Annotated in this window: 19 protein-coding genes; 7 read left to right on the forward strand and 12 right to left on the reverse strand. The window is 40.4% G+C overall.

Annotation, left to right across the window (positions count from 1 at the left end):
* Positions 1-71 precede the first annotated feature (71 nt).
* Positions 72-1,364 carry a sulfotransferase gene (locus GSF04_RS01410; protein ID WP_211857244.1) on the forward strand — a complete coding sequence of 431 codons (1,293 nt, stop codon included), beginning with the start codon at positions 72-74 and terminating at the stop codon, positions 1,362-1,364.
* Positions 1,365-1,372: 8 nt separating this feature from the next.
* On the opposite strand, the gene GSF04_RS01415 is transcribed toward GSF04_RS01410, so the two are convergent.
* Positions 1,373-1,888: a GNAT family N-acetyltransferase gene (locus GSF04_RS01415; RefSeq protein WP_211857245.1), complete on the reverse strand. Its 516-nt coding sequence runs from the start codon at positions 1,886-1,888 to the stop codon at positions 1,373-1,375.
* A 10-nt stretch (positions 1,889-1,898) separates the two neighbouring features.
* Positions 1,899-2,657, reverse strand: coding sequence for a sulfotransferase domain-containing protein (locus tag GSF04_RS01420; protein ID WP_211857246.1), 759 nt, complete (start codon positions 2,655-2,657; stop codon positions 1,899-1,901).
* A 50-nt stretch (positions 2,658-2,707) separates the two neighbouring features.
* On the opposite strand from GSF04_RS01420, the gene GSF04_RS01425 reads away from it, so the two are divergent.
* Complete coding sequence (locus GSF04_RS01425) at positions 2,708-3,262, forward strand: aspartyl/asparaginyl beta-hydroxylase domain-containing protein (RefSeq protein ID WP_211857247.1); 555 nt, start codon at positions 2,708-2,710, stop codon at positions 3,260-3,262.
* Here the strand turns inward: GSF04_RS01425 and GSF04_RS01430 are convergent.
* The 6 genes from GSF04_RS01430 to GSF04_RS01455 all read right to left on the reverse strand — a co-directional run bounded on the left by GSF04_RS01430 (position 3,222) and on the right by GSF04_RS01455 (position 7,364).
* Positions 3,222-4,514 carry a S8/S53 family peptidase gene (locus GSF04_RS01430; protein ID WP_211857248.1) on the reverse strand — a complete coding sequence of 431 codons (1,293 nt, stop codon included), beginning with the start codon at positions 4,512-4,514 and terminating at the stop codon, positions 3,222-3,224. The genes GSF04_RS01425 and GSF04_RS01430 overlap by 41 nt on opposite strands.
* Before the next feature lie 115 nt (positions 4,515-4,629).
* A complete protein-coding gene (locus GSF04_RS01435) occupies positions 4,630-5,160 on the reverse strand; it encodes a tail fiber protein (RefSeq protein WP_211857249.1) in 531 nt (176 codons plus the stop codon).
* A gap of 11 nt (positions 5,161-5,171) precedes the next feature.
* The gene (locus GSF04_RS01440; RefSeq protein WP_211857250.1) at positions 5,172-5,690 is read right to left on the reverse strand and encodes a tail fiber protein; all 519 of its coding nucleotides are present in this window, start codon (positions 5,688-5,690) and stop codon (positions 5,172-5,174) included.
* 13 nt (positions 5,691-5,703) lie between these two features.
* The gene (locus GSF04_RS01445) at positions 5,704-6,252 is read right to left on the reverse strand and encodes a tail fiber protein (protein ID WP_211857251.1); all 549 of its coding nucleotides are present in this window, start codon (positions 6,250-6,252) and stop codon (positions 5,704-5,706) included.
* Between the two features lie 12 nt (positions 6,253-6,264).
* Complete coding sequence (locus GSF04_RS01450) at positions 6,265-6,564, reverse strand: hypothetical protein (protein ID WP_211857253.1); 300 nt, start codon at positions 6,562-6,564, stop codon at positions 6,265-6,267.
* A gap of 191 nt (positions 6,565-6,755) precedes the next feature.
* A complete protein-coding gene (locus GSF04_RS01455) occupies positions 6,756-7,364 on the reverse strand; it encodes a hypothetical protein (protein WP_211857255.1) in 609 nt (202 codons plus the stop codon).
* Positions 7,365-7,625: 261 nt separating this feature from the next.
* Here GSF04_RS01455 and GSF04_RS01460 point away from each other — a divergent pair, with 261 nt between their 5' ends.
* Genes GSF04_RS01460 through GSF04_RS01475 form a run of 4 tightly spaced genes read left to right on the forward strand, consistent with a single transcriptional unit; the run spans position 7,626 to position 14,489 of the window.
* Positions 7,626-11,567, forward strand: a complete 3,942-nt coding sequence (locus GSF04_RS01460; RefSeq protein WP_211857257.1) for a TOMM system kinase/cyclase fusion protein — start codon at positions 7,626-7,628, stop codon at positions 11,565-11,567.
* A 10-nt stretch (positions 11,568-11,577) separates the two neighbouring features.
* A complete protein-coding gene (locus GSF04_RS01465) occupies positions 11,578-12,906 on the forward strand; it encodes a hypothetical protein (protein WP_211857259.1) in 1,329 nt (442 codons plus the stop codon).
* 1 nt (position 12,907) lies between these two features.
* Positions 12,908-13,480 (forward strand): hypothetical protein, encoded by a 573-nt coding sequence (locus GSF04_RS01470; protein WP_211857261.1) that lies wholly within the window; start codon positions 12,908-12,910, stop codon positions 13,478-13,480.
* A gap of 4 nt (positions 13,481-13,484) precedes the next feature.
* The gene (locus GSF04_RS01475; RefSeq protein ID WP_211857263.1) at positions 13,485-14,489 is read left to right on the forward strand and encodes a hypothetical protein; all 1,005 of its coding nucleotides are present in this window, start codon (positions 13,485-13,487) and stop codon (positions 14,487-14,489) included.
* Between the two features lie 33 nt (positions 14,490-14,522).
* Here the strand turns inward: GSF04_RS01475 and GSF04_RS01480 are convergent, their stop codons facing one another.
* Complete coding sequence (locus tag GSF04_RS01480; RefSeq protein WP_211857265.1) at positions 14,523-16,703, reverse strand: OsmC domain/YcaO domain-containing protein; 2,181 nt, start codon at positions 16,701-16,703, stop codon at positions 14,523-14,525.
* A gap of 263 nt (positions 16,704-16,966) precedes the next feature.
* On the opposite strand from GSF04_RS01480, the gene GSF04_RS01485 reads away from it, so the two are divergent.
* Positions 16,967-17,869, forward strand: a complete 903-nt coding sequence (locus tag GSF04_RS01485) for a phytanoyl-CoA dioxygenase family protein (RefSeq protein ID WP_211857267.1) — start codon at positions 16,967-16,969, stop codon at positions 17,867-17,869.
* A gap of 81 nt (positions 17,870-17,950) precedes the next feature.
* On the opposite strand, the gene GSF04_RS01490 is transcribed toward GSF04_RS01485, so the two are convergent.
* The 3 genes from GSF04_RS01490 to GSF04_RS01500 all read right to left on the reverse strand — a co-directional run bounded on the left by GSF04_RS01490 (position 17,951) and on the right by GSF04_RS01500 (position 20,004).
* Positions 17,951-18,559, reverse strand: a complete 609-nt coding sequence (locus tag GSF04_RS01490; protein WP_039494918.1) for a GNAT family N-acetyltransferase — start codon at positions 18,557-18,559, stop codon at positions 17,951-17,953.
* A gap of 128 nt (positions 18,560-18,687) precedes the next feature.
* Positions 18,688-19,281: a sulfotransferase family 2 domain-containing protein gene (locus GSF04_RS01495; protein ID WP_211857269.1), complete on the reverse strand. Its 594-nt coding sequence runs from the start codon at positions 19,279-19,281 to the stop codon at positions 18,688-18,690.
* 60 nt (positions 19,282-19,341) lie between these two features.
* Positions 19,342-20,004, reverse strand: a complete 663-nt coding sequence (locus GSF04_RS01500) for a hypothetical protein (RefSeq protein ID WP_211857271.1) — start codon at positions 20,002-20,004, stop codon at positions 19,342-19,344.
* Between the last annotated feature and the right edge of the window lie 65 nt (positions 20,005-20,069).

Here is a 20,069-nt window from a genome sequence, read left to right on the forward strand (position 1 = left end):
TTGTGGTGGTAATGTATTTAACTCATTAAAGAATCAAAAGTTAAGTTTTGGTAAGTGTCTAAGGAGCCAATGTGCGATTAACAAAACCCTTGCTCACAATAGGGCATGTAGATATCAGCAATCTTTGTTCAGCGATCGATGCTTTGGCAGAGTCTAATTGGCAAGAAAACACTTATCGACAAACTTCGTATGAGGTACATAAGCAAACAAATAGCATTGTTTTACTCTTTAAGTCAGGCTCTTATACAGAGGTAAATGAGCCATTACTTAAAGTATTTCAGCCACTACTCGCACCGATTTTTGCGAGATTTGCTCAGTACTATGGCTATCATAAGTTGGATATATCGAAAATAATGTTTGCGCGCTTACCTGCGGGAAACAGCATTTCAAAGCATTATGATTCAGATCCAATGTTTGCCAAGTACCACCGCGTACATGTACCACTTAAAACCAATTCCCTTGTCGACTTTTACATAGAAGATAATACGTATTCCCTTAAAGCAGGCATTATTTATGAGCTTAATAATCTTGCTTTACATGGAGTTTCAAATAGTTCACAAGAAGATCGTATTCACCTTATCTTTGACGCTCGGCCGATAAAACGCATTGCTCAGGCAACTACACACTTATTTATTTTAAGTCCAAATAATTCAGGCTCAACCCTATTGTCTAACACATTAGCAGCAGGAAAAAATGTACTTAGCCTACCAACCGAGGGCCAATATCTGCCTGAGTTTATCGGACCAAACCCTGCTCATGATGCTAGCATGTACGTGTGGAGCCAATTCAATACACTAAATCGCCTAACTGATCCTCGAAGTTACAACTGGCCAGCTATCAGAAAAGGGTGGAGTAATTGTGTTAAACAGACACAAAATAGCGCTAACTTGTTTATCGAAAAGTCACCATGCAATATCGCTCGCATGAATATGCTTATGGAAGAATTTGATAACGCCAAGTTCATTTTTTTAGTTCGAAACCCGATCGCAACCTTTGAGTCGATAATTCGTGGTCGAGCTGACCTTTACAATATTGAGCAACTCGCTGTTGACCACATTATTTGGTGTTTTATGCAACAAAAACAAAATATAGAGTCTTGCGCTGCTCCATATTTGCTTATTCACTATGAAGCTATTTGTGATAACCCCACAATAATTTCGAAGCAGTTGGCGGAGTTTGAGCCAACTCTTGACTCTGTGGATTTCTCAAAAATACATAACGTCAAGGGTCGGACATCTCCATTAGTCAACTTTAACAATCAGCAAATGGAAAACCTGAGTGAAGCACAGCTAGCTTTTGCTATCGAAGCGTTCACTCCTTATGCTCCACTATTTACCTACTTCGGGTATGGCCCTTTAATATAATTATCCAATCAAACGTAAATTTTAGATGCCGCCTGTGGATACCAAATCATGACTTCCGACGGGCCTTCTATGCTCGTCACTCTGAAGCCCAGCCTTAAGTATAAACGTTTTGCTGTGAAATTATGGGAAAGCACACACAGACTCATTGAAGCACCGATTTTACCTGCTATGTGCATAAATGAGCGTAATACTGCCTCCCCAACCCCATTTCCTCTAGCCTTTTTAATAATGGCTAAGTCTACTAAATGCACTTGATTCTCAGAAAAATCGACTACCGCCCGACCAATCGGTTCATTCTGCTTTTCAATGATAAAATACATTGCATTCGGAAATTGCTCGCCGTACCCTTGGTTCATTGCTCTGAACTGTAATTCGATTAAGGACTCTATGAAGTCCGGCTCCCCCTCTACCATACGCAAATCGTCACGTTTTTCATTATGCACTCTTTGTAAAAACCCACTATCGCTTGGCTTCGACATTCTTACATGTAGCCCTTTTGGTAATACGAGTTCGCTAAAATTCATAATCTTCCCCTTAAAAGTATTCGCTTAACAATATTTTTGCTGGCAATGTTAGGCGACTTTCTAGTATATTTTTTATCTTATCAATTTGTTGTTTCGAAAAATGTTGAGTGTGCCCATTAACCTTACCTTCCCTTGCTCGCAAGGAATTTGGATTAGTAGGGTCAATGACAATTTGTCGGTTGGGAAATCCTTTTTCTATTTCTAAGCGCCTCAGTGAATCAAACGCAGAGTGGGCTATCGCTTGCGTCAACTTATCAACTTCCAGTGAAAGTTCAAAAAACTCAATCACTGAGATCATCACTTCCATTGTATTTCTATGTAGACCTTCATAGCTTATCGTCTTAAGCTGTTTAGGGTCGTTATTGATGAGTGCTGCTGCAAGTTCATTATAAAACTCAATAAGTGTGAAAATACTTTGGTTTACAGTGAACTCTGATAGTGGTGGTAAATCTCTACCGTGACGGCTAGACGACTGGAAGTAATATGAAGCCAAAGTATCTAATGGACAGCGCTTGATAATAAGCAACTTATCAGCTTCTTTGCTATGAGATACTGCATGACTAAAAGTAACGAAAGGGTCTTGCTGTGATAAAGCATATGCAGGGAGCCCTCTCTCGGGATCTAAGTTATAATTGGGGCACAAGGTGAACACGCTAAAAAAATCTATTGACTTATGTACTTTTACATACTGATTAATATAATTAGCAAGTATGAACCTGACCCAGGTTCTACCGCATTTGGGGAAAGAGCATACTAAATTAGTTTTCAAAACACATTCTCTCTCAATTATGATACTTTAACTATTTATTCAGGATGCCCATGTGTTATTTCGATGGAAAAATACGTCAATTAACAACTATTCCAGACACTATCTTTGAACCACTTTATAAACAAGTACAACTTAGTAGTGCAACTTGGGATAGCACAAATAGCGCTAAACCTAACAACTTTCAATGTTTTCATAGCACTGAGCACATTATATTCCAATTCCCAAAAAGTCTAGACAACCACCTAGAGTCATATTACACCCATCAGTGGGAAAACTGGAAAATGACTATACAACCATTAATTGATCATGTAACTAAAGTTTACAATTATCACAATGGCAGGACTGCTCGAATTATGCTAGCAAAGCTACTACCACACAGCCATATAGATTTACATATTGATCAACATGTTTCAGCTGATATCCCCCATAAAATTCATATCCCTATAATAACAAACAAAGAGGTTCTTTTTATTGAGGAAGATAAAGGCTTCCATTTATCACCAAAAATAGCATATGAAGTAAACAACAAGATAATGCATGGTGTAATCAATAAGTCAGATCAAGCTAGAATCCATTTAATATTCGACTTTTTTGACTCTCCATAATCACCTTAATTAGCTCGTTTACATTTAGGTTTTTACTATTATTACGCTTAACAAAGTTAATAAATTGCTCTCTTGTTAACTCAGGATACGCACTTAAAATCGCTGCGGAGACTCCTGTGAATGCAACACTAGCAGCAGATGTCCCTGTATAAAATGCGCTGTAGTCCGCCTGATTTTCATTATAAACCGTATAAGGAACAGGCAATGCTATAAGTATATTTTCCCCTTTTACTGGCCCATAATTTTCGCCATGCATCGCATTAATGGCGATCACTTGACTTTGATTTGCTAACATAAAACCGCCATCTAACTGCATAGGTGTGTTACCAGCTGCTACAATCACCAATGTCCCTCTTCCTTGCCGACCGTCTTGTGCTAGATCAGTCAAAACCTGCTGTAGTGAGGCCGGTACAAACATTAATGTCCAAGGGCAAGAGATCACATCCGCCCCAGACATTTTTGCCAAAAAAAACGATAAGATAATATCGGATGTCCAGTTATACTCTCTAGCGATTAATACTGCATCCGCTTTAGGCGCTAAACCTTGATATTGCTCATGTGTTGACCAAATTAAAGCACTACCTGAATTACCATGAAAGCCATCTTGTTTTAGATTTTTTAGCTGCTGGGGATTATCGGATCGAGCCTTTAACTCATCAACACTATAATGGAGTTTAATAGGGGTACGTCTCAGAAATGGGTCTTCTAATGTAAATGCCTTATCTATTATTGCAACGACAGTCCCCTCTCCTGCTCTGTCAAACCAACGCTTAACTGAAAGTGATTCTCGAACTGGTGTATGAGTGTAAATTTTCCATATATCAGGAGTCTCATTATTTTTTCGTTCTAGTCGAACTTGCAAAAAGTCTGGCTCAAAGTCTATTATTCCTTCTACATGAGCTAAACTTTCCAACAGCTCAAATGTGTGATTTACACCATCTGTAAATACTACGCTCCAAGCTTCACCCAAAAAGTTATAAACCTTAAAGTGAGGCAGTGGAGAAGTTTCTTTTATTTTATCTAAATCAATACTGTGCTTTATTAAAATACGCGCACCAATAAGCAATCCAAAATTATTTAAGTTTGGGTGATGGTAAACGGGAGCTTCTTTGAACTCAGAGTGGTAATCTAAAGAAATAGAGCTATTACCATATTTAACATTTAAAACCCTTGGCCACTCACCAGAATTCAATGCATAAGAAGCAGAAATATGGAGAAAATAAAATAAAAGTAAAAAAAGGTAGGATCTCATCACTTTCAACCATATAAAACACTAGTAATAAAATCGAATACATAATTAACTCCCAACAAAAAATAGATATCTATACAGTACATTGTATCTATATAGATACCTTTTGGGAAAAGAGTTAACTACGAGACGGATAAATTCCATCAAGGCAAATGAAAAACTTTATCGCAAGCCAAGGTTGCCTATTTTCATGGGCTTCCTCACCTCCGGTAAATGCAACACTCTCATAATCTAGCTCGCTACCGTCACTGTTTAAATCGAAATGATCTAATATGGTATCATTGCTAATTAACGCAGCAGGTAAATTACCCGGAATAGTAGCCGCCACATTATTACTCGTGCTCCCCATCATTTGATGAGTATGTGGAGGTATCTGCTCTGTTGTTAAGTACACACTGCTATCTCCTCCAAATTGAGACAACCCCCAATTAATTAAGCCTGGACCTTGTCCAGAATGTATTGGCGTGCGCCCTATCAAGTTTGGTATCGCGAAAGAGACACGACCGTCTCCCCCGTACATGGTCCCAATAAGTGAAAATAGCGCACTATTTTGGCCAATTGGCATTAGTTGCCCCTCACAAGCAGCCCAACCTTCAGGCGTGAAAGTATAAGGCATCATTGAAATTTCACCGTAAAACGAGTCGCTCATAACGTTTCCTTTTAGCTTCTAGGGGGATATACACCGGCCATACAAATAACAAAATTGACAGCTAAGATCGGCGCGACATTCAAATGTCGATCACTTTGACCAGCTGAAGATACAGCAGCAGCACTCATGGGCACTATCGAACCACTTTCCGTTTCAGGCGCAAATTGCTCTGCTGTTCCAAGTACAGCACCAGATGGGTCTCCTAAATTTGCAGGTTCGGAACTAGCCCTAAATGAGTGGGTATGGGATGGGATCTGGGATTCAGTTAATGTTTCGAACTCTGTACCAAACTTTTGACCCAAAGCTCGAGGCGTCAACCCATGTCCTGAGCCTTGCCCTACAGGTACTCTTCCCCTCATCTCTGGTAGAGCAAAGCTAACTCTCCCATCTCCGCCAAATGTAGTCCCCAATAAAGAATATAAAGCTTGATTTGTCGAAATTGCAAGCTGCTGGCCGTCACAAAAGGACCAATGCATTGGAGCAAACGTGCCTGCAAACATAATAATTTCTGATAAATACCTACTAGACATAAACTATTCCTTATTAGCTTCGCTGAGGGTATAACCCGTCCAACGCTATACAAAAGTTGATAACGCAACTAGGCTGCATATTATTATGGGCTTGCCCACCCGATGCAGGACTAGCTGTCAATGTTTGCAAGCTGGTATCTTGCAAACTAGATGGGTTTGAAGGTGCTGTAGTGTACGCTTCGGCAATATCAGGATTTACAGAAGCAAATACAGTAGGTCTTTCTTGTTTGTTATTATTTGGTTTACGAAATATCCCGCTCGCACTTGAGACATTCACTTTGTGATAATGAGGAGGCATTGTCGCAAGGGTAATAGCAACGGTTTCACTACCACCTTGCGCCCCTTGAACCTCTCTTGCGCCTAAATTTGGATGCATAGGTACCCTCCCTCGTAGATCGGGTAAAGCAAAAGTCGTTCGTGCATCACCGCCAAATTGACTCCCTAACAAAGAGTACAATGCCTGGTGCTGTTGTATTTGCATTATCTCGCCATCACAGAAGGCATAATCGGTAGGAGCAAAATTACATGCAAATTGCTGAATCATTCCATAAAAAGGTGTCATAAGCTCTCCACTCTAAGATTCGTTAATCATTTTTTTACGTGAAAAAATAATCTCAATTTCACTGGGTGAATTGGGACACATAAATAACTCTACAGAACCCAGTTCAGGATGGGTAACCATATAATTTCCCTGTTGTGGTATATTACTGGTATCTGTATTTCTTAAATACACTATATACCCCTCCCAATGTTCATTCTTTGTGGGAGAATGGACAACTTCTGAAACCTGCAAATTAGCATGATAATCAGGTGATTTTATTTCTAGCGTTTGCCCTTCTATCGCTTTTAAATTTTCAAACGTATATTTTTCCATATTAAGCTCCTAGGCGGTGACGTATGGAGAGTATCAGAGCGTTAGCAGAGCCTTTAGTGTTGCTGATACTTGGCTCTTGCTCAGTTTGTTTCGCTACTAGGGTTTAGTACATATTTTACAAGTCTACAAACTTTTATTCTTTATCCCAGTGATTGATAGATTTACTAAATACCTAAATTAAGCTCTTATTTTTATAAAAATACATTGGTGGCGACACGATTCACATTAACCAACACGCCACTCGAAGTATATTCGAACTGCTGCTGTCGCATACCGCAGAGTACAATAACATTGCCACTAGAATTCAACTCCAACGATTTAATCCCATTAACTCTGTTTGGAGCGTCATACGCGAGCTCACCAATTGTCATCAAGTACGTGCCGTCGAAACTTAATTGATCTATGGTTGATAACTGCCTACCCACAACATAAATTAGTTGTTTTTCGACATCGACAGTAAAATCAACAACCCTATTGATATTACTTGGCAACGAGATGTGTTCTACACGATGACCATCAAGTGTGTAGATGTCTATTTGCTTTGACAATTCAAAATAGATATATAAGTAATTGTCTGAGCGCCGAATGATAAGAGGCTGGGTTTCGAAGGTTACCAACTCCCCCTGCGGGTTATGGATTGAAATTTTGGGTAAAGAGATACCTAAACCATCAAATTGCGCTAAAGGGACTTTTGGAATGACAGTGCTACTTCCTTGGTCAGCAGCAAAGGTGAAAGCTGGCGCGAACGCTACACCAAGCACACCTGCCACACCCACTTTAACAAATCTTCTTCTATCCACTATTGCAGCTCCTTATCTAAAATTATTATGTACTGCCACCAGTTCACACTCTACATAGTTACAAAGAGTCTGACAATTACACCTTATTACACAAAACCTTAAAAAATAAAAAACCTAATTATCAATAACTTATAGAAATTTAGAATAAAAACAAAACCAACACTGTTCAATTTTTAAAAACAATTAAAATTCTCATGCTAGACAAGTATTTACATTCCAATTACCCTATACCATTAACAAAAAATAAGAATTAGTAATCATATGTCTCTGACACAGTTTTCGGATAGCCATATTGTCGATGTTTTCCAGTCTGACAAATACCAACTACTTGAAAAAATTGGAGAAGGTGGATTCGGTAAAGTTTTCAAAGCACGCCAAATAAACACTGGGCAAATCGTTGCACTAAAATTTTTGGCGTTAGAACCACAACTGGAAGCGACGAAAAAACACAGATATGCGGAACGTTTCAATCGCGAAACCTTACTTTGTAGTCAATTAAATCACCCAAATATCGTACGATTATTAGATAAAGGACAATTAAATGAAAATTTAATGTTCGGGGTATTCGAGTATGTGGAAGGGCAAACACTACGGGACTATCTAAGTCAAAATGGTGCAATTGATTCAGTGTATGCAACCGACATCATGTTGCAGGTGTTAGACGCGCTCATTCACGCTCATCAACAGGGCATTATCCACAGAGACATAAAGCCAACCAATATCATGCTTAGCCAGTCTGGTGCAAAAACTTATGCCAAAATACTTGATTTTGGTATTGGTACACTGGCACAAGAAACCCGCCAGCATGACTTTGAAACAATCACACTTACGCAAGAAACATTAGGCACACCTTCTTACAGCGCACCAGAACAATTACGTGGTGAGCCAGCCTCGGCCAAATCGGATCTCTATGTCTGGGGTTTGGTATTTTTAGAATGTTTAACTGGCGTGCCTGCGGTCACGGGTACTAGCGTCGCATCGATTTATCACAAGCAATTAAGCGATGTACATATTCCAATTCCAAGCGCACTACTTGGCCACCCTCTTGCAGGGCTTCTCAGACGCGTACTCAATAAAAGCGCGTTGGAGCGCGTGATCACCGCAACCGAGGCATTCTCTGAACTGGCACGAATGAACGTATCAAACCTTGTTGGTGTACTAAATGATGTTAAAGCTCAACATGGTTACGACGAAACCACAGTAATGATCCGTGATGACGATCCTAACCATCGTGCCATTCAAGAATATACGGCGCTTACTGAGCGCAAACAGCTCACCGTTCTTGCGGTAAGGTTAAGTGTTAAAGCACTCGACAATCAAGATAAAGATTTCGATGTCATCGACACCGTTTATAAATCTCAACGCAATCACTTTATTGATATCGCGACTCGTTACGGCGCTTATCACGTGGGTAACCTCGCCGATACCAGCTTGTTTTATTTTGGCTACCCTGTTAGCAGCGATAACGATGCGCGGTTATCTGCTCGTACCGCACTTGAAATGATAAGCGAACTTGGCAAACGTAACGCACTAATGCAAGAAGCCCACAGAGTCGCCCTTAATGCTCACATTGGTATTCATACTGGTGTATTTATTACCTACGCCAATGCCGTACCTGAAGGTCATCACGCAAATATTGCAGCAGCACTCTCCCGTGAAGCCGGCGAGCGCCAAGTCTTATGTAGTGCAGAGTCACGCTCACTCCTTGATGCTTTTTCAGAATTCAATCTGTACGGCCAAGTTCAAATAGGCCCGTTATTTGAACTAACGCCGGTTTATAACTTGCAAGGAGAACGTCGCATCGAAGCATTTGGCTTTATGCGTGGTACAAAGAACCATCATGAACTTGTAGGTCGTCACCTTGAGCTTGAACAGACACTTTCACTCATTAATAACGAAGTCGAAGGTGCAACACGCATCGCCCACATTCATGGTGAAGCTGGCATAGGTAAATCTCGGCTACTGCAAGAAATTCGTGCTAATGCACCGCAATATCAGCATTTAGTCGCCCAGTGTTTACCAGAGCACCAAAATAATGCTTTGTATCCAATTTTAACGTTGGTCAAATACCTCTTTAACACCGAACAGCTTGACGCTCATTCAGCCAATACCGTGTTTAGTTATGTATTATCAAACGTGGATAGTAAGCTCGATTTAGTGCAAGCTATCCCTGTGTTGCTAGTTTGGCTCAATATCTCACTTGATGATGAAATTACGCCTTCTACACTTTCTCCCGATGAGCAGAAGCAAGTGTTGTTTAAAGGGCTTTGCGCATTGTTACTGTCAAACCGTCACGGGCTCAGTAAGTTTAAACTTTACATTATTGAAGACATTCATTGGGCAGATAGCACCACCTTAGAGTTTTTACATCACTTTGTCGGTGCGCTAGCTTCAGGTGATGTTTTACTAAGCACTTCAAGACAAGCGGTGCCAACTCAGTTGAAAGACCTTACCTTAGTGGATGTTTGCCTGAGAAAACTAACCGAGAAGTCCACCGAAGATTTTATCATTAACTTGTTTGATGGCCGCCGAGTGTCAGAGCGAGTTCTCAAATTACTTACCAGTCGCACAGACGGGATCCCGCTATTTATTGAAGAACTCGTCAACATGCTTAAACAAAAGGCATTAGTTGGAGATAAAGGGGGAGAAATTGACTTTCTCGCACCAGATAAACTTGACCAAGTACCTACGAGTTTAAGAGAGTCATTACAACAAAAACTAGATAGTCTTAGTCATGCCAAAGAAACAGCGCAACTTGCGGCAACGATAGGCCGAGAGTTTGAATATGATTTACTCGTTGCGGCATCTTCTTTAAGCGAAAACCAGATCCAAAACGACTTAAATGAGCTGATAGCAAACGACCTTATCGTGCACCAACGCCGCGTTGATAACGATAGCTATATCTTTAAGCATGCGCTGGTGAGGGATGCTGCTTATGAAAGTGTTAATCAAACCAGCATACGTTTGTTACATTCAGTGGTTGCTCAAACACTAAACTCATACAAAAGTGAGGATTACACATTAAGAGCAACTCATCATGAAAAGGCGCTTGAATACACTGATGCAACAGTGCTTTGGAAACTCGCTGCAGAAAAAAGTACACAGTTAGCAGATATAAATTCTGCAATACAACATTATACCTGCGCACTTAATACTCTCACGCAATGTACAGGCAGTTACGAAAACAAGCTCACAGAAATTCTAATAAGAAATGCACTAGCACTGCACTTGGCTACCACATTGGGATATGCAAACAGCAGTATCACACCACATATTGACCGTTCCCGAGCACTGTGTAGCGAGCTCAACAATCCCCCAGAGCTGTATTCAGCTTTTTGGAGTATTGCATTAATTCAAGTCGTTAAAGCCGAGCATATCGAAGGATTGAACACGATACAGCAACTACTTGAAATGGCTAAGCAGCAAAATTCTGCAGCATTGGAAATTGCAGCTCTTCATTTAAAAGGCGGGATCGAATGGGCTAAAGGTGATCTGCTATTGGCTGACAAGACCTTTACTCAGGCATTGGCACTTTATAACTATGATGAGCACCACGAATACTTCAAAAGCTACCCATTTCCATTTGACTGTGCAATATCCTCACTGCCAATTCATGCCGGTGTTTCTTGGCTCATGGGTGATTACGAACGTTCTGATCAACAGCGAATTAAAGCTGATAGACTGACAGAATTAGATGATATTCCCGCATATCAAGTTCACGTTTACGCCCGTCATGCCTACATTGGAGTAATATCCAGAAGACGCGACCTAGCCGAGTATTACGCTGAAAAGGTCCTTTCACTTTCTGAGAAGCATGGATTCGCACTTTGGTTATCCATTGGTAACGTAATAAAAGGCTGGCTGATGTGCCTTGATCACAATGTATCTGAAGGTCTTCCCCTCGTTCGTTCTGGTTTAGATGCTTACCTGTTAACGGACTCTATCGGTCATGTTGCTTGGCTACGAACAATGTATGGTGAATGCTTACTGCTTGCAGAAGATACTCAAGAGGCTTTAGAACAGTTAGATATTGCTATCAATATTGCAAATGAAAAACTTGATACGTTTTACTTACCAGAAGCTTATCGACTTAAAAGTATGCTGTGTACTACAGAATCCGCTCGTAAAGAACAATTAAAAAGTGCTAAAGAAGTCGCTGAATTGCAAGGGGCACTTGGATATATCAACAAGTATTTAAAATAGGAAATTAAGAATGATAACTAGAACATGCTTACTGTTAGCATTGGGCTGTTCAGGGGTTGCGAGTGCATCAACAACTTTGCTTCCTGCGGACGTTTCATGTGATTTGAGCACGAACAATGCGATTGCCAATTTTACGCTTACACCTGAGCATTTATACGAATACTCATGGCAAACTTTTATTGCGATTAACCAACAAAAACAATTCGGCAAGCTTTCACTACCCGCATGGGCTGACTGGATTAATACCGCAACACTTGCTGAAGTCAATTATACAAATGGCTATTTAAAGGAGTTCAACACGCCCGTTTCTGTTGAAGGCAAAGATACCCGAAAAAATATTACCACAGCAGATAGCTGGCAATGTGACTCTGGTTGTTTAGACTTAGATATGTCGTTAAAGCTAGATGGCGACGAAATCAAAATGCTAGGCCTGAGAGATAAAAATAACAACCCTGTATTTTTTGAAAAGCGTGTAAATGATAAATGGATGGAAGCACTATGGGATACCAAAGAAAACCTGAACGAAATTGATAACAACCCTGCTCTCAAAGACCTTGCGGGTTTCGCATTTAGGTGGGGCAGTTGTGGGCAAGGTAACACATCCGCTAAACAACCTCAGATTGCGTTAAAACTGGGTTGGCGCATACTCACAAACAAAGATGATAAACTGAGATACATCACCATGGAAAACATTAAGTTACATGGTTTTGCAGTAAAACAAACACTCGGTCTCGTTGCCATGCACATCGGTGTCGGTACCAGTTCAAACCTATTAGTAGGTGATAAACCGACTTGGACTTGGTTGACATTTGAGCAGGTTGATACGCTAGAAAGTGAAACCCCAAAAACGATTCAATATAGCTTCATTGCTCAGGATGAATATAGCTGTTCCAATATATATACAGCCAATAGACCGACACCTCTTGTTCGAGATGAACCGATCCCCACTTTAGCAGCAACGTATAATGATCAGTATCGCTCTAAGCTCAAAAAACAAAACTCAGTATTACAACATTACCAGCTGATTGGCTCACAATATCCACATATTGATAACGCGGGGTCATACCAGCGCTTTGACAAAAATGTTAGAAGTGTGGTTTTTGAGCCTTTTCTAGCTCAGGTGAATAACAAATGTGAAATTCCCAAATCACAATGGACTGTTTCTGAAAGTATCAGAAATAAAGGGTCTGATTGCGCAAGTTGTCATAACAATCTAAATTATTATTACAATGAAAATAAAATAAAATGGACAGAAAGATTCAAAGATTTCACTTTAATAAACAGTGGAATACCTGGTATACCAATGAAAGAAATAACATTAAACCCTAAGGAAAAGTAAAATGGCTAACAATGCATTCATAGACTATCTAAACAGATTAAATATTGATTTAGACTTCAGATTAAATAGTCAGGACAATCCAATAAAATCATTGAATGGTTATGTAGACAATAAAGATATCACCGAAGAATGCTTGACTATTGGTGGTAATAGTAAACTTTGCAAACAACCTGAAGAAAATCAACTTATCAAAAGCAACTTTTCTGCTGCACTAAACAACGAAGACTTTATCAGTGACTACCTTTCTCACTTCGAGGGTGAGAAAACAAGCAGTAAAGCTTCTATCACCGAGGGAGTTGAAGTCGTAGCATTACTTAATTTCTTACGTTCGATAGCATATGAAGAAACGTCTCACAGTGAATTTATTCAATCTCCAAGTGACTATATATCAAACTTCAGCGTAGAGTATAACAACACCAAAGCGGAGCTTTCTGCAGACGTAAAAGACGAACTACTTTCGTTGGTCTCTCAGTTTGGAGATATAAAAGGTAATGAGGAGAAATTTGTACGTGAATTATTCTCTCTTAACATTATCTCGCAAAATTTAGCTGATAACGCAAATATTATTTGGTAATACGGTGAATACTATACTTAACAGAGTGTTAGATGAATCTCTCCACGAATTGTTAGGTAGAAAAACAACTGAAGGCTTGCAAGAAATTGCAAGCCTTTTTCCTCAGCTGTTTTCATCCTACTATTTAGAAATAAGAGATCTAGCTAGCCATGAATTAAGTCGATTGGATTTACTCTGCGCTATCGATCACCAATCCCCTAAAAAACGTACAAACTTTATCGATAATCGTTGGCTTCCTTTAATAGAAAATTTACGAAGCACCTACGCTAAATTGAAATCCCTTGACGAATTTACTCCGTTTTTATGGCTTGAATTTGATAATATTCTGGTAAACAAACCAGAAACCGTCGCAGCTCCCGGTGTGCATTACTGTCTAGAATCTGGCTATCCGGAACAACTCGCAGAGAAAAATGCACAGCTTAGCCACTATAAACCATATGTATTTTCTATGGGTCTGTGCCAACAATATCACTCAGAAGCAAGTTTGACGCTATCTATACTATTCAAACACTTACCGCTTTCGGGTCATATCATACATATCTCATTTATGCAGCAACGTAAGCCCGCCACAACAAAACTATATATTTCTATGCATCAGGATGAGGTTATAAAATACTTGGAAAAAGTGCATTTTCCCGGAGATGTAAAGGAAGTCGAGAAGATGCTACTGTTTTGGCGTGATATAAATGATAGCCCCTACTTATTTTTTGACTTAGCTATTGGAGATACACTGTTTGACCATTTCGCATTGGTCAGCTCCCCCGTATATTTTGATGAGCTCAACAACAAGTTTTCATTCCTAGAGAATAAGGCCGAATTATCGAATAACCTATGTAAGAAGCTCGCATCATCTGGACTAATTACTCAACAGAAATCGTCACTGATACAACAATGGTCATCGTCAAAATTTGAATTAGCTTGGACTTGGATAGATTTTAAGCTGGTTAAAGAACCGAATAGAGCTGTTTACTCAAAAGCTTACTTAGGCCTGCAATCATGTGTAAATTAGAGCGCGCTTTGCGCCCTAATTTACAACATTCAATTATAAAGCGAATTTCCCTCTTGCTGCATGAAGCTTCTTATAGCTTTCAATAAGACGCAGGTGCTTATCTAAACCTTCCAACTTCATGTTAGTGGGCGTTAAACCATAGAATTTCACATCACCATTAATTGAGCCAATAACCGCATCCATCACGTCTTTAGAGAACATGCGGGTGAAGTTGTGGATATAATCTTCTATTTCTAGCTCTTCATCCAACGCAATTTCAAGCGTGGCATGCATTGCTTGGTAGAATAAGCCTCGCTCAACCGTGTTGTCATTAAACTGCAAGAAGGTTTCAACTAGTTCAATGGCCGCTTCGATATCGCCAAGCGCTAGATAGATTAAAATCTTAAGCTCAAGAATTGTAAGCTGACCCCACACCGTATTTTCGTCAAACTCAACACCAATTAGGGTGATAATATCGATATAGTTATCAAGCTGGCTGTCTTCTAAGCGCTCAACCAAGTTAGCTAATGCTTCGTCATCTAGAGAATGGATGTTGAGAATATCTTCGCGATATTGCAGTGCTTTATTGGTGTTGTCCCAAATCAGATCTTCAGCAGGGTACACTTCAGAAAAGCCAGGAACCAAAATACGACAAGCGATCCCTAAGTCTGTGAACTCCGCAATATAGGCTTCTTTACCTAACCCTTCCAAAATGCCAAATAACTTATCGCATTCTTCTTCATTCGTGCCTGTAAAATCCCACTCAATAAAATCGTAGTCATGCTTCGCACTAAAGAAGCGCCAAGAGATCACCCCCGTTGAATCGATAAAGTGTTCAACAAAGTTCTCCGGCTCAGATACCGCCATACTGTTAAACGTAGGTTTTGGTACGTCGTTTAAGCCTTCAAAGCTACGCCCTTGTAACAGCTCAGTTAAACTGCGCTCAAGTGCCACTTCGAAGCTTGGATGCGCCCCAAAAGAAGCAAACACACCACCTGTTTTAGGATTCATCAGGGTTACGCACATTACGGGGAATTGACCACCAAGAGACGCGTCTTTCACCACCACAGGAAACCCCTGCTCTTCAAGCCCTTTGATCCCTTCAACAATACCTGGGTATTTAGCAAGTACAGACTCTGGCACGTCAGGCAACACAATTTCCTGTTCGATGATTTGCTTTTTCACCGCGCGTTCAAAGATCTCAGATAAACACTGTACCTTCGCTTCAAACAGGTTATTACCGGCACTCATACCGTTACTTAGGAATAAGTTTTCTATTAGATTTGACGGAAAATACACGGTTTCACCATCAGAATGGCGAGTATACGGAATAGAACAAATGCCGCGCGCTACATTACCTGAATTTGTGTCGATTAGATGTGAACCGCGTAATTCACCTTCTGGGTCGTAAATTTCACGAGTGTAGTCGTCTAAAATCTCAGTAGGAAGCGCATCATCAGCTTCAGGCTTAAACCACTTTTCGTTCGGGTAGTGAACAAATTCAGCATTTGCGATTTCTTCACCAAAAAACTGATCATTATAAAAGAAGTTACAGTTTAAACGCTCAATAAACTCACCTAGTGCTGAGCACAGCGCGCTTTCTTTGGTTGCCCCTTTACCATTAGTGAAACACATTGGTGAAGCAGCATCACGAATATGCAAAGACCAGACGTGTGGCACGATATTACGCCATGACGCGACTTCAATCTTCATGCCTAAATCCGACAGGATCTTGGTCATATTTGCAATAGTCTGTTCAAGCGGAAGATCTTTACCTAGGATAAAAGTGCTGTCGCCTTCGCTGGTATCAACCATTAGCATAGCCTGAGAATCATCTTCAAGGCTTTCAACCGCTTCCACTTGGAATTCAGGTCCTGTTTGGATCACTTTTTTAACGGTACAGCGGTCAATTGAGCGCAGAATACCTTGGCGGTCTTTTTCAGAAATGCTTTCTGGTAGCTCCACCTGAATTTTAAAAATTTGGTTATAACGGTTTTCAGGATCAACAATGTTGTTTTGCGCCACACGAATTCCATCCGTTGGAATGTCACGCGCATTACAATATACCTTCACAAAGTAAGCAGCACAAAGCGCTGAAGAAGCTAAAAAATAGTCAAATGGACTTGGTGCTGAACCATCGCCTTTATAGCGAATTGGCTGATCCGCAATCACAGAAAAGTCGTCAAATTTGGCATCAATTCTGAGATTGTCGAGGTAATTTACTTTGATTTCCATTGGAAGGTTCCGGTGTGTTGCAAACGAAAACGCTAATTGTACTTGAGGAAGCAAAGCGGTGCCAATGGAAGTTTCTGTTTATTCGAGTTGAGTTAATATAAACAAAATCCACAATGTAACCTACCGTAATTGCTCTAACAGGCATTTTAAGACACTATGGTCAGTGCTGTAGCTGAGACAGATTCTATTTGGCAGGCGAGTGAATATACTCGACAAACAATACTTAAGTCTGGCAAGCAACAAAATAACTAGGAAGTACATGCATGACGATTGTGAGCAAAAGCAAACTCGATTTTTACAAAAACAACGGCTTCGTTTTATTTGAACAACCTTTACCCGACACGCTGCTGGAAAAACTGAAACAACTATCTAATGCGCTTGAGAATAAAGCAAAACAAGCACAGCAAGACGGAAAAGTCGCGACTCAATACCATTTATCAAATGAATCAGGTGAGCCAAAACTTTTTCGTTATAATGATTTGCTTTTTGAAGCGCCCGAGTTAATTATCGAACTACTCGCAACACCAGCAATGTTAGCGATCAGTGAACACCTTTGTGGTGCAGGCTGTGTTCCATTGCAATGTGACTTAGTCTGCAAATATCCACATCCCCACCCTCACATAGCCTGGCATCAAGATGCTCCTCATTCTCGTCATTTTGCATATTTAAATGTCGGTATCTATCTTGATGATGCGAATATAGATGACGGGTGCTTACGCTATTTGCCAGATTCCCAACACCAAATTTTGGATATCTATTCTCTCTCGAGCGAATATGGCTGGAATATTCCTGGGGTTGTACAGCAACCAGCTAAAGCCGGAGATATTTTAGTTCAAGACATGATGGTTTTACATGGCTCTGAGCCTAAACGCAGTGAAGGTCCTAGAAGAACAATATATGTAGAGCTTCGACCACTTGCAGGTGTCAATGAGAATCAAAGTAGTGAATGGGCTGAGCTTAGAAAACAGTGGATGGCACACGTTATTCAGGCTGCAGACCCAGAAGACGTACCTGAGAATTGGCTAGCCGTTTATGGTGAACCCAATTCTGATTTAAATACGCTAGTAGAGCGTATCAAACAGAAGCGAGAGGCCGTGATCCCAGCTGCTTGGGCACCGAAAATTGTTGAGCATCCAGACTACCCTACACCCGCCGACCTACGTTAGTCTGCATGAAGTAATTGTCATCGCTTATCGATGACAATTACCTCTGACCATGCCGTGTTTGAAATTTTCTCTCACTCCATCTTAGCTAAAATCAAAAACACGATTTACTTCAATGCCATAGCACACTTCTTCAAACCTAAATCGTTTCATTGTTATCCCTTGGGCTTGGTCGAGATTTACCGCCCCATGCTTTTCGTAAAAGCGTCTCGCTTGTTTGTTCTGCTCATAAATCCAGGTATACGCGCTTTGGCAGCCTTGCTCATAAAGCTTCAATAGACGCGCCTTCAACAGCGCTTGACCTAATCCACAGTTCTGATGGCTTGGCAAAATATAACCGCGATATAGTTCACCCGCATTTATTCTCGATACTTTTTGGCTAACCGGATTATACATTCGACGGTAATTACCCGCCGCACCGCAGCCTAATATTTTCCGACCATCAGTCACGAGCAAAGCCGTTTGGCTTGCAGAATTCTTAATGATCTCCGACCAAATAGTTGCGAAAAATTCGACGGTTCCCCCAGCTAGCACTTGCTCTGGTAAAAACCCGCTAAAGGCCGCTTGCCAGCTCACTTTAGTCACAACCGCCATTTCTTCTATATCTGCGGTGCTAGCAGTCTTTATGGTGATTTTTTCTGGCAGGTTAAATACGTCAACAAATGCCTTTTCATCTAACTCAGTGATATCCATATAAACACTCAAAAGCTCTTTTAGGTAACAATTAACACATTATTGTTACAATCTGTGATTTATACAAATATTTATTCCAACTTCCTTCTTGCTTTGATATTTACCGTTTTTCACAAGGCTGGCCACTATCAAAATTTATACCCAAATTGATAAATATCATCTAGGAAAAGCTCCTCAGCCAATTTTAACGCTAAATCTGAGTAGTAATGACAGTAGTGACTACTTGATGCTTGATTATAATAAGGCAAATAATAATCTTTGCTCCCCAACTTTCTTAAAATTCGCTTACTGTCTTTTTGATAGTTTTCAAAGCGGCAAATTTCATTGACGAGTGAATTTCCCAAATGGTCAGATAACTGGGACCATTGACTCCACCCTATTCCGCCGTGCTGCTCTGTAACCATTTCTTGTACAAATAGTTCAAACTTCTCTTTCTCATCATAATGACGTTTCTCAGATACCACTTCTGAGTGTAGACTTTTACCTTTCTCTAATAGTGAATACCAAGAAACAAGTCTTTCCCATGGGTTACGTACAAAAGCAAATTTAAACGTACTCTCAAACTCATCCGGCAATGCCGCTCTAGCCTCTAGAAGCGACGCATGCTGGCTGCCTATCATCCTTAGGTCTGGCGCCGTTTTCCTGAGGACACTACATAACGACGTACCACCAGTGCGACTAATGTGGCAGAACAAAAAATTGTACTTTTTAGAATAAAACATAATCCTCAATCATTTCAGACTGCAAAATGCATTTTCTTCGCTTTGTTAAAGCCTCCATAACTACAAAGTCGAAATCAGGTCTCGCTGACTCACCTTACCAAGTTTAAGCTGCTCGTAAGAGTGATAAATAGCTTTTTTGCTATCTTGCAGTCGCTGAGTAATATCTTCACCTTCAAGTAACGCGGCTTGCGCGGCCTCTAGCCTATCTTGCGTATCGGTAATAATTGCGGTGAGTTTTGCTTTATCTGATCTAATTAGCGTACTGTCCTGCTCAACTTTTTGCTCAAGCATAGTTAACAACTCTGAACGCACTGAAATGGTTTTATACTCTTTAAAGTCCAATCCCAGATGATTAAATAACAACGCTTGGTTCATCTCTTCTGGTGCAATTTCTACTTCAATCGGCATCTCTACAATGTTCGTCATCATTTCACGATACATCTCGATGTTATATTCACGGCTGCCTATTTTGTGACTTGAACTCACCAAAGATTCATGGGCTAGCTTTTCAGCTTGCTCAAAATGTTTGGTAAGGTAAGTCGATTGGGTGTTGTTCGGCGCTTTTTCTCGTACAGCCTTTGCGGCTTCCATAAACGAAGGTGTTCCCGAGTTTTTTGCCGCCGAATTAGAAATGTCTTGATCACTCACAACATTATTGTTCTTTCGACTATAAAGATCGCTCGAACCATACATTTGTGAATAGGGTGAATTTTGAATGTACATACTCGCTCCTTGGTGCATTGACTGTTCTAGTACAGCAATAAGTGCGCCAAGGAAGCGTTATTAAC

Origin of the sequence: Pseudoalteromonas sp. A22, from assembly GCF_018141345.1 — a bacterium.
Taxonomy (GTDB): Bacteria; Pseudomonadota; Gammaproteobacteria; order Enterobacterales; family Alteromonadaceae; genus Pseudoalteromonas; species Pseudoalteromonas maricaloris.